General features: G+C 36.1%; 11 protein-coding genes. 3 read left to right on the top strand and 8 right to left on the bottom strand.

Annotation, left to right across the window (positions count from 1 at the left end; genetic code table 11):
• Positions 1-62: 62 nt before the first annotated feature.
• The 4 genes from PGN18_RS13210 to PGN18_RS13195 are packed head-to-tail and all read right to left on the bottom strand — an operon-like array spanning position 63 to position 2,984.
• Complete coding sequence (locus tag PGN18_RS13210; RefSeq protein WP_335319974.1) at positions 63-722, bottom strand: response regulator transcription factor; 660 nt, start codon at positions 720-722, stop codon at positions 63-65.
• Entirely contained in the window at positions 715-1,434 is a 720-nt protein-coding gene (locus PGN18_RS13205; RefSeq protein WP_335319973.1) for a sensor histidine kinase, read from the bottom strand. The genes PGN18_RS13210 and PGN18_RS13205 overlap by 8 nt, the downstream gene beginning before the upstream one ends.
• 29 nt (positions 1,435-1,463) lie before the next feature.
• The gene (locus PGN18_RS13200; protein ID WP_335319972.1) at positions 1,464-2,120 is read right to left on the bottom strand and encodes a hypothetical protein; all 657 of its coding nucleotides are present in this window, start codon (positions 2,118-2,120) and stop codon (positions 1,464-1,466) included.
• A gap of 33 nt (positions 2,121-2,153) precedes the next feature.
• Complete coding sequence (locus tag PGN18_RS13195; RefSeq protein WP_335319971.1) at positions 2,154-2,984, bottom strand: hypothetical protein; 831 nt, start codon at positions 2,982-2,984, stop codon at positions 2,154-2,156.
• A 366-nt stretch (positions 2,985-3,350) separates the two neighbouring features.
• On the opposite strand from PGN18_RS13195, the gene PGN18_RS13190 reads away from it, so the two are divergent.
• Complete coding sequence (locus PGN18_RS13190) at positions 3,351-5,048, top strand: hypothetical protein (RefSeq protein WP_335319970.1); 1,698 nt, start codon at positions 3,351-3,353, stop codon at positions 5,046-5,048.
• A gap of 10 nt (positions 5,049-5,058) precedes the next feature.
• Here PGN18_RS13190 and PGN18_RS13185 read toward each other — a convergent pair whose 3' ends face one another.
• Entirely contained in the window at positions 5,059-6,894 is a 1,836-nt protein-coding gene (locus tag PGN18_RS13185) for a UbiD family decarboxylase (RefSeq protein ID WP_335319968.1), read from the bottom strand.
• Positions 6,895-7,000: 106 nt separating this feature from the next.
• On the bottom strand, positions 7,001-7,480 hold the full coding sequence (locus PGN18_RS13180) for a Dps family protein (RefSeq protein WP_335319967.1): 480 nt from the start codon (positions 7,478-7,480) through the stop codon (positions 7,001-7,003).
• 282 nt (positions 7,481-7,762) lie between these two features.
• On the opposite strand from PGN18_RS13180, the gene PGN18_RS13175 reads away from it, so the two are divergent.
• Both PGN18_RS13175 and PGN18_RS13170 read left to right on the top strand, forming a co-directional pair.
• The gene (locus PGN18_RS13175; protein ID WP_335319966.1) at positions 7,763-9,295 is read left to right on the top strand and encodes a muramidase family protein; all 1,533 of its coding nucleotides are present in this window, start codon (positions 7,763-7,765) and stop codon (positions 9,293-9,295) included.
• A gap of 2 nt (positions 9,296-9,297) precedes the next feature.
• Positions 9,298-9,942, top strand: coding sequence for a uridine kinase family protein (locus PGN18_RS13170; protein WP_335319995.1), 645 nt, complete (start codon positions 9,298-9,300; stop codon positions 9,940-9,942).
• Between the two features lie 174 nt (positions 9,943-10,116).
• On the opposite strand, the gene PGN18_RS13165 is transcribed toward PGN18_RS13170, so the two are convergent.
• Both PGN18_RS13165 and PGN18_RS13160 read right to left on the bottom strand, forming a co-directional pair.
• Complete coding sequence (locus PGN18_RS13165; RefSeq protein WP_335319965.1) at positions 10,117-10,776, bottom strand: 3-oxoacid CoA-transferase subunit B; 660 nt, start codon at positions 10,774-10,776, stop codon at positions 10,117-10,119.
• 77 nt (positions 10,777-10,853) lie between these two features.
• Positions 10,854-11,549, bottom strand: coding sequence for a CoA transferase subunit A (locus PGN18_RS13160; protein ID WP_335319964.1), 696 nt, complete (start codon positions 11,547-11,549; stop codon positions 10,854-10,856).
• Positions 11,550-11,594 lie beyond the last annotated feature (45 nt).

Genomic DNA, 11,594 nt, shown 5'->3' with positions numbered 1-11,594 from the left:
GAAGCTAATTAGCACACAAATATTTAAATCGTTTTTTTTTACTATGCAACGTGTCAATCTTTCTAAATTTTAACTATCCCATGCTTTACCGCATACAAAGCCAAGCCGGTACGGCTTTTAAGCTGCAACTTTTCACACAGCGAATTCCTATACCCATCAATGGTGCGCGGACTCACAAACATCTCAGCTGCAATTTCATTATAAGTTTTTTCGGTACAAGTATATTTCAAAAACTCCATTTCCCGTTCTGTCAATTTTACAAAATCAGCTATCTTTGAACCGGATGACAAAGCACTTAATGACTGCATCACCTTTCTGGTAACCAGATCATTATAAAAATATCCTTTGCTGATTACTTCATCGAAAGCTCTTTTAAGTTCCTCAGGTTCTGCGTCTTTTAGCACATAACCTTTGGCTCCGTTTGTGATCATCTTAATAATGGCGGTTTCTGCATCCATGGTACTCAAAGCAAGTATATTTACTTCGGGATGATTGGTGTGTAGCCACGAAGCCGTGCTATATCCATCCATTTCTGGCATGTTGATATCAAGCAATACGATATCAGGTAAATCATATATTTTTAACTGCCTGATAAAATCCTTTCCGTTAGCAGCTTCAAATAATATGTTGTAGGATGGAAAATAGCTAATCAACGCGGCCAATCCTTTTCTAAATAACACGTGATCATCAACCAATGCTATGTTCTTAATTTGGTCAGACATAGGGAATAGTTAAGGTAATTTTTGTTCCGTTATTAATCACACTGTTGATTGTGGCTTCTCCCATAATCAATTTAGCGCGTTTTACAATATTCATAAGTCCCAATCCGGTTTCAATTTTTTCTTTTTCACCCGTAATAAAACCTACACCATTATCTTCAATCGTGATATTTAGCTTTTCCGCAAAATCAAATACAACATTTATTGTGGTGGCTTGGGCATGCTTTAATATATTTTGCAAACTTTCCTGCACAATCCTAAAAATGATTATTTTCTTTTGTTCCGCAATTTGATGTTCATTACCACTTACCTCAACTTTGCAAACAATTGCCTCTGCCCTATTTATGCGCTGTAGCTCATGTTCAACTGCCTGCAACAAACTCAACTCCTGAATACGGCTTGTACTCAAACTTTTTGCAATATCACGCAAATCGTTAAGGGCATTGCCTACATTTACTTTAATCTCGGTAATCAACACTTTATCGCCTGCTTCTTTTTTTTCTAATAGACTCAATTGCAGTTTAGCCAAACTAAGCAATTGCCCAACATTGTCGTGTATTTCCTGGCTGATGGTATCAAATGTCTGCTCCTGCATTTCCAAGCGGGATTGAAGCAATTGTTCACCATACTGTTTTTCTAGTTCTCCCCGTTCTTTTGCATACTGGAATTTCTTTCTCTGAAAATAGAGCATAAAGAAAACGATCGCACTACTCAATGCGAAAAAAATAATAATACTGGGAATAATTACAAAGAGGACTTCTCTATCTTGATCATTTTGCATAAAAAAGCATAAGCAAACAATAAATACATGATAATATTGGTTATTAGATTTAATTTTTTAAGCTTAACTGCTAACTGCTCATAATTTGCAGTCAAATAATGAAACATGCCCATGTATGGTACAACGCAGGTATAATAAACAATTAAAGCGATAGCAACCCAGAATTCACCTTCGTTTATCAGTGATGTCGCTTCGTTTGAGGTTAATTTTTCATAACAATAAATAAGCGCAAAAAAAATAATGATTGTTCCGCCAAATACAAAAGCATAGCTACTCCACTGTAATATATTAAAGCAATAAAAACTAAATACATACCAGAGCACTGGAAAAATAAGTAAGAATAAATTTACTGCTTTTAGCAAATAGATGTTCTTAACAATCTGCTTGAAGAAATAAGCATAAAACATAAATTCTACCAGAATAAAAAAATTATACTGGGGTAATATGTTTCCCTCATAACCAACATTTTGCCTGAATAAAAAAACACTCAATTCTAACAGAAAAGTATAAGTGCATAACAAAGCAACTGTTTTGAGTTGCTTTGTTATTTTTTTTATTTGGTAAATACCCGTGATAGAAGAAACACCCAGCGAGATAAGATATAAATATTTGAGATACATAAAATTTAAATATATATCTAAAATAAGTATTTACTATTTATCTGAAACATCAAGTGTTGCCATATTATCGGTCGATGGAGGTGGAGTCGGATCTCCGGTATCAAAGGTATCGCCAATAAATCTATTTACAGTTAACTCATACCTATAACTAAACTCTTCACTATCAATATCTTCAATACCAATATCCCTGTTCTTGTTCATAAATGTAAAGCCGATGGTTAAACGCTGTTTTCTATCTTCAGCTCCAGATACCGGTTTAGGAAACGAATAGGCCAAGTTAGTATAGGATACAAAACGGATACCGAAGCCAGTTACCATACTTCCGGCCTTTCCTTTTTGGTATATCATTTCATCACGAGTTTGTGTCATCTGCTCCGCACTAAACCACACATGCTTTGTTTCATGAATAAAGTTAGTTCGGTCATTGTCTGATAGGGTTTCAAAAAGAATGCTACGTTTTATATTTTGATAATTGTGCACCCAAAGTCTGGCTTGATCCTCCTCAATTTTATCGAAGGTTTTACCATTGAAAGCATAATAATTTCCATCATCAATGTTATTTACGCCAGTAGTTTTCACAAAAATGAGTGTAAGTATACCACATTTATCTTTATACACATTTCCATCTATTGATGGAGAGGCAAAATAAACTCTGACGCCATCATCCTTTTTAAGCCCATCGGATAACTTGGTAAAAAAATCAATTGCTGCATCAATATTTGCAAAATCTATTTTTCTGGTTTCCTGTTCATTTTCCTGCAAGGATGTGATGACATTAAGTATTGGATACTTGTAATTATTGAACCATAGTTCTCGATAATTACTTTCTTGTTTGGTAACAAATGTTTTTGGTAATGGTTCCATAGCTTTTAATTTAGTTTGAGGTTTATTAAGTAATTTATACCTAAATATACACGATGTAAATTTGAAATTAAAAATTCTCAAACCATGCATCAGCTAGAAAGTCAAGACTTTACCTGCATAAAAAACAAGCCATAACGCATTTAATCACCTTTTTTCGTTCTGTCCTTTTCATTTGTTTATTTTAAAATACGGTGATTTCACGGTAGGGTGTTGCGCTTTTCACTCGTATAAATTCCAATGTTTTCACGCTTGATTTAAGTCGAGTTTCGAGAGTAGTTTTGGGTTAGAAAATGGTAGGATAAAAATTCTTTCTAATAAATATTCAAAATTCTCTTAACCAAACAATTCAAATTTACGATTGACATTATGAAAAAGGTAATTCTTTTAACAATAGTACTTTCTATTGCACTCTTACAAAAGATGTATGCCCAAATAGATACCAGTTTTAAAAAGGCTGATAAAATTATCGGCAAAGCTGACACATCAATTGGACAGAAATCGAAACAGCTCGATAAAGCTAAAGAAACCATCAACAGTATTCAGAGCAATATTTCAAACTTGATTGCGCAAAAAGATATCAATGCAAAAAATATCGATTCTTTAGATAGAGCAATAAAGAGTTTGAATAAGATTAAAATAAGAACACAAAAGCAAAATGAAAACCTTCTTAGCCAAAACAGTAAATTAGAACAGGCTAAAAATTTACAAGAAAGTATACTAGCCAAATTAAATAAGCAAATAGAAATAGCAAGGAAGCAGATTGACACATTAACAAAAGTCGCTGATACATTAAAGTCGAGCAATAAATTGAAAGATAGTCTATTAATGATAAAAGAAAATTCCTTAAAAAAAGCAGACAAAACTTTAGAATTAACAAGTGCATCAATAGCTAATCAATTAGACAGCTCTGAAACTGTAGCAATCATAGAAATGTTGGATAACACAAGTATCCACACATCAAAAGGAATTATAAGCGCTAAAATTAAAAAGGTGCATATCAATACTATTCAAGGCGTAATATTAGAAATTATTGTAACAACTGATAAAGGTGTTTTTAGAAATAAGGGGAATATCGGGAAAACAAATGATAAAAATGGAATAGTTATTACAGATCTTCTGCACTTTGAAAAATCCACACAAAAAAAATTGTATAAAGAAATGTTTACGACTACAGATCCTTTAGAAGAAGGAGGCGAAACGTCGTATTTACTACTTAAAGATGTAATTCGCTATACACCAATCAGCTCATATACTGATGCCGTTTACGGAGAATTTGAAATCACTTTGCCATCCGTGAAAGGCGACAAAATTTATCTAATAAAGGAATCGTCCTCTATAAATACGTATTTTAATATCGCTGCCTTCACTGACATAAAAGGAATTGGTGGCGAACCAAATGGAATAGCCCAGTTTACTGCCGATGCAAAGTTTATGCTAAATACACACCCCTTTAATAGAACCTCAATCGTTTATGCAAATTATATATCTTTTCAAGGTGGCTTATCAAAATTCGACAGTGAATTTAAAGGAACAGAAATCAGTAATCAAGACATTATAAATCGAAAGGATCTTCTACAACGCGCAAATTACAAAGTCGGAGTAAAACTTAATTTAATCAAAGGATATTTACCACCTGTACCCATTTTATTATATAATACTATGGAACTAAATATAGGCTATAATGTAATAGGTTCGCAAATTTTCAAAACAGGTTTTAAAGATTTGGCCCAAACTGTAATTGACACCGCATTCCGCACAATTACGCAAAACCAATGGTATACTGAACCAACAATTACATTTAGTCGTCGTAAAAACTTTTCCATGTGCCTCGCATTGCCTTATTATTTGAACAACGTTAAAAAAAGTTCATCAATACAAAATAGCCATACAGAGCATTGGGTTGTTCCAGGTATTAGCTTAATGTATTTTGGAAAAAGAGATGTTGGAAGTAAACTATTCTTCCGCTACAATCATTACATTAATATTAACGATAAGTCCCAGGCTTTTTCGCAGATGCAGCTAGGTTATTCATTAAATCTTACTCAAGTAATAAATAATAAATAAACTGAATTCATTATATGAAGCCATAGAGCGCCCCACCCTCTTTCCTCATTTCATCAATCTTAGCCTCAACCACTGCATCTTTAATCAACTCAGGTGCGTGGTGGGGCTTTTTTCGCGCATCAATAATCATCGGTCCCTTACATCCCCAGTGTTTATTGATGGTAAAGTCGTTGATGCCATAAATATCTGCTGCCGGGTTACTTCTTGTAAAAGTTACCCAAACCAGATTATCAATATTTGTAGCGGCAAACTCGGCATCATCAGCTAGTACAATAAGGGGTAGGCCCGAAAGATCTTGATCAATTAAAGCTATATTTAACTTAGCAATTTCCGCAGCTGTCTTTTCCGCACTAAGGTACTTATCACACTCAATTACTAAAACTCCAGGAATAGCGAGCTGTGATTGATAACAACCATCGCCAAGCTTTATTCCTTCTGGAAGCGCACTCCATAACGTTCGTTTTTTTTCTCCTGCCGCTGCAATAACCACCTTTGATCCACTATTTAGTCCATCACCACTATAATCCAGCGTATCAATGGTGGTATTGGTATAAAAATGAATATCCCTGGTTAAATCTACCCGTTCCAATACATGTTTTAAGAAATCTTCTATATGATGCGTACTCAAATGCTGATCATCTTCTTTAGCGGCTATAAAAAGATATTTGGCCAAACTTAACTGATTTTTACCTAAAATATGATTGGCTATGGTTAAAATCTCTTGTGGCCTTCTTTCCTTTAAGTAAGGTGTATAACGCTCGCTACCTATGGCAAAAAGTAAAGGATGAACGCCTGCTGCATCTACCGCATGAACCTCTTTTAAACCATGGATTTCCTGCGGAATGGCCGAACCTGTAATCTCATGAATCAATGCTCCAAAACTGGTATCCTCTTGTGGTGGTCTACCAACTACAGTAAATGACCAAATTGCATCCTTTTTATGGTAAACATTGTGCACTTTCATTAAAGGAAATGGATGCGTTAAGCTATAATAGCCTAAATGATCACCAAAAGGTCCCTCTGGTTTATTTTCATTTGGATAAACGGTTCCTGTTATAATGAAATCAGCATCTGCAGAAATACAGAAACCTTCATCATCATAAAAATAGCGGAAGCGCCTGTCGCCCAATGCACCGGCAAAAGTCATTTCAGACAAACCCTCTGGTAAAGGCATTACAGCAGCCAGCGGATGTGATGGTGGGCCACCTACAAAAATACTCACCTTTAAAGGCTGTCCCAGCGCATTGGCTTTCGATTGATGCACACCTATGCCCCTATGAATCTGATAATGCAAGCCAATCTCTTTATCCTGAATATAATCGTTTCCACCCAATTGAATGCGGTACATCCCAAGGTTTGCATGCAAAACACCAGGCTTTTCAATATCTTCAGTATATACCTGTGGCATCGTAACAAAGGGTCCACCATCCATTGGCCAGTTTACAATCTGCGGTAACTGACTAATGGTTGTTTTCAGAAACTTACTTTTAGCGGAAGGTGTTTTTAGTGGCAGCGCAGACAAAGCCGACATTGCCGAACCCGCATATTTGAATGGATTTTTTAATGCTTTTATAGGATCGTTCCTCAACGAAACCAATTGCTGCACTTTGGGTAAGGTATCCCTGAAAATGAACTTTGATCTTTCTAAAGTTCCAAATAAATTAGAAACTGCAGGAAAAGGACTTCCTTTTACCTTTTCAAATAGAATCGCCGGACCTTTGTTTTCATAAACCCGTAAATGGATGGCCGCCATTTCTAAATAAGGATCTACTTCTTCTTTTATCCTGATCAAATGACCATGCTTTTCAAGATCGGAAACACATGCTGCTAAACTTTTGTATGCCATGTCCAAAGATAAATAATTAGACTTTCTATGAAACAAAAAAGCCTCATATAGGCAGATTTTATAATTAATCTACTTACATAAGGCCAATAACCTACCAATAGTAATATTATTTCTTACCAGCGAAAGAACGTAACATCCAGGTATTTTTCTCTTTAAACTGCATAAACTTATTTACCATATCGTTTGTTCCGTCATCACCAGCCTGCTCAGATGCTTCCATCACTTCACGTTCCAACTCGATCAAGGTGGCCATATCATCTAAGATAGCTTCAACCATATCTAAATCGTTCATGCCAATGGTATCCACTTCCTTAATTTTCGATTCTTTAATATAATCAGCAAAACGACTGTGTGGCGGTTTACCTAAAGTTAACACCCGCTCCGCAATTTCATCAATAGTTAACTGTGCATTGGTATATAATTCTTCAAACTTAACGTGAAGGGTAAAAAAATTCTGCCCTTTGATGTTCCAGTGGCAACCTCTTAATTTTTGATAATGGATATGGTAATTCGCCAGGTAATCGTTTAACAGATCTACAACTGGTTTAACTTCTTTTTCATTCAAGCTTATTTCTTTCGCGTCCATTTTGTTATGATTTTTAATGTTTTTGATGTGAACCTAACAAACCAGCTTTATAAAAGTTTGCTCAATTTCGTCTTTTGAACAATACGTTATTTATTAAACCGTTTAATAGCTAACAAATAACAATATAAGGATATTGCAAAGCTTTGTAAATGAATAATATACTAATATAATAAAATTAAAATCATTCTACTTTTACTGACAAGCCAATAGTTCAACATAAGATGTTTAGCAATATTATTCGTATAATTGCGCTCCTTGATTTAGAAATTTATATCAAAATAAATGCATAAAATATATTTATCTGCTGCTGTATTATTTGCCTTGAACATTGCAAATGCGAAAGCCAATACAGCAAGAGACTCTATCGGTGTAGAAAATAATAATGGCAAAAAACTTATCGTCCACCAAACTGTAGCAAAAGACACTTATTACTCTATCGGGAGAAGATACAATGTATCTCCAAAGGATATTATGTCCTTTAACAACAACAAATATTTACAGGTTGGGGTGATCATCAAAGTGCCAACAGATATTCCTTTTGCAGCTAACGGATCATCGAATACGGCAACAACTTCTGCAACGGTGAATAATGTAATTGAGCATACCATTAAGCCAAAAGAAAACCTAAACATGCTGGCCGAAAAATATGGCACCAGCATTAATGAAATTAAGGCGTTAAATCAGCTAAAAAGCAATAATTTAAGCATAGGGCAGGTTTTAAAAATACCTGTAAAAAACGGACTACAAGGTGTAACAGCTGAACAACCTGTCACCCAACCTGCAAAAACCAATGCAGAACCAATTGTAAGTAATACTTCTCCTTCAGATCAAACCGTGATCGAACATACCGTCGCGCCAAAAGAGTTTTTAGGAAAAATTGCAGAGAAATATGGTACTACAGTTGAAGAAGTAAAAAAGGCAAACAATCTTTCAGGCAATAACCTTCGGATTGGGCAGAAGCTCAAAATCCCAGCCACAAAAAATATTGATGAAAACAAGGTGGTAGCGGCTGCCGATGAAAAACCGGCGCAGGAAAACAGACCTACCGATGTAGCAGGCACGCATACCGTTTTAAGAAACGAAACCATCTTTACCATTGCCAAGCAATATGGTGTTACGGCTTACCAGATTAGAAAAATGAACAACCTGCCTGATAATGCCATTACTATCGGCCAGGTCTTAAAAGTACCTGGAGGAATTATTACTGATGTGCAGGTACCTAAGGAAAAACAGACCGAAACAACAACAATAACGAAAGAAGCTCCTGTAGCCACTAAAGACGAAAGTTTTATCCATACCGTAGCTACCGGGGAAAACATTTTTTCGATTGCTAAAAAATACAATCTAACCGCTTACCAAATCAGAACGGCAAATAAACTGGATGATAACAATATTAAGGTTGATCAGAAATTGATTATTCCTAAGCCACCACAACCCAGATCGGTGAATGATCTATCAAAAGAAGAGCAGGAAAATGAGCCAGATAGTACCATGGTAAAGGACCCTAAACTCCGTCGCGATCCAAGCGTATACGGCTTGAGCCAGATCGAAGAAAAAGGAACCGCAGTATGGATTGCAGACCAGGATTTAGACGGAACTAAAATGTTGGTTTTACACCGCACAGCACCTGTAGGCAGGGTAATCAAGATTACCAACCCGATGACTAACCGCACTACCTTTGCAAAAGTTGTTGGTAAATTTACAGAAAACGAATCTACAAAAGATGTTATCATTGTAATGACTAAAGCAGTAGCCGATTCATTAGGTGCTTTAGACAAACGTTTTTTCTGCAATTTAACATATAGTGCTCAATGAGTGTGAACAAGAAACCATTTATAATTGGTATTGCCGGTGGTAGTGGATCGGGTAAAACATTTTTTTTAAACTGCTTTCTTCATCATTTTAAACAGGATGAAGTCACACTCGTATCGCAGGATGATTACTATATTCCGGCTGGAGATATGACGCAGGAAGAAAATAAATTATACAATTTTGACCTCCCCTCAACCATTGATAGCGAACAGTTTCTGCGAGATATTAAACAGCTTATTAACGGTGAAGTGGTTTATAAAAAGGAGTACAACTTTAACAATCCACTGGCAGTTGTAAAAATCCTAGAAATTAAATCAGCTCCAATTATTATTGTTGAAGGACTTTTCATTCTTCACTTCAAGGAAATTGCTGCATTATTAGATCATACCATTTTTGTTGATGCGGATGAGCAGATTGCTTTAGACCGCCGTATTAAACGCGATGGTTTGGAACGTGGTTATCCGGAAGACGATGTGCTTTACAAATGGCATAATCATGTAGTGCCGGCTTATAAAGAATATCTGCTTCCCTACCGCAATCAATGCAATAAGGTAGTGATGAATAATACTAATGAGCCTGATGAAATTATCGCCATCACAGAAGATATTTCGAGTGGTTTAAGAAATAGTGTTCTGGTTGATATACAGTAAACTTCAAAGAAGTCAAGTTTTTAAAACCTGACTTCTTTTTCTAAGGAATCGTCATTCCCAACTTGATCGTAATGCCATGATAGGCTTACAAATGTATTAAGATCCCGCCTGCGCGAGAATGACGATCATTCCATAGAGTCAATCGCCGTGATTTATGGCTACACAAACCACTAATCAATCCAATCTCATTTCAGGAATTTCTCCCTCAACAATTAACCTCCCAGCGGTGGATTGTTTTATAAATTCGATACTCGCACCCTGAGCTCTTTCTAAAAGTTTGAAACCACCTTCAGGTAAAATATCCAGCACTGCCAGTTCAGTTACAATTTTTTTGATACATTTAACCCCCGTTAGCGGCAAGGTACATTTTGGCAACAACTTACTTTCTCCTGCTTTATTGATATGCTGCATGGCTACAATAATATTTTTAGCTGATGCAACCAAATCCATTGCTCCGCCCATTCCCTTTACCATTTTACCCGGAATTTTCCAGTTGGCAATATCTCCATTTTCTGACACCTCCATGGCACCCAAAATGGTTAAATCTACTTTTTGTGCGCGGATCATCCCAAAACTCATGGCTGAATCGAAAGTAGATGATCCTGGTAAAGTGGTAATGGTTTGTTTCCCTGCATTTATTAAATCGGCATCTTCCTCCCCTTCAATGGGAAACGGCCCCATGCCCAATAAGCCATTTTCTGATTGCAATACTACATTAATTCCTTTTGGTATATAATTGGCCACCAGCGTAGGTATACCAATGCCAAGATTTACGTAATATCCGTCTTTTATTTCTTTAGCGATACGCTGCGCAATCTCTTCTTTTGAAAACATAGTTTTATTGATTGAATGTTAAGTGATAGAATGAGTTAATAATCGGCATCTATTAACCGACTTAGGACTCCGACTTTTTACCTCCTTACCGTACGCTGTTCAATTCTTTTTTCATAATTGTTGCCTTGAAAAATGCGATGAACATAGATACCTGGGGTATGAATCTGATCCGGATCTAATTCACCAGCTTCAACCAGTTCTTCTACCTCCGCAATCGTAATTTTACCTGCCATGGCCATTACAGGATTAAAATTCCGGCTGGTGGATCGAAAGATCAAATTCCCTGCGGTATCTCCTTTCCAGGCTTTAACAATAGCAAAATCAGCATCAAATGCATATTCCATCAAATAATCTTTACCATCAAAATTACGCACTTCTTTTCCTTCTGCCACTTCAGTACCTACACCTGCGGGTGTAAAAATTGCGGGCATACCGTATCCTGCAGCAAGACAGCGGGTAGCCAAAGTTCCCTGGGGAATCAGCTCTACTTCAAGCTCGCCGCTTAGTAATTGCCTTTCAAATTCGGCGTTTTCGCCTACATAAGAAGAAATCATTTTTTTAACCTGACGTTGTTTCAGCATTAAGCCGATGCCAAAATCATCAACACCTGCATTGTTTGATATACAGGTTAGTTCTTTAATTTCCTTCGCTACCAAGGCATTTATGCAATTTTCCGGAATCCCACAAAGCCCGAAACCACCAAGCATAAGGGTTGCACCATTTGATATATCTTTGATAGCTTCTTCAGCTCCAGATACCACTTTATTTATCATTTTATGAATTTTTGGTTAGTTCGCTAAATTACAAATTGCCTTTAA

Origin of the sequence: Pedobacter terrae (assembly GCF_036946585.1) — a bacterium.
Classification (GTDB): Bacteria; Bacteroidota; Bacteroidia; order Sphingobacteriales; family Sphingobacteriaceae; genus Pedobacter; species Pedobacter terrae_C.
Note: the sequence above shows the minus strand (reverse complement) of the source record. Positions and strands in the feature narration are given on the sequence as shown.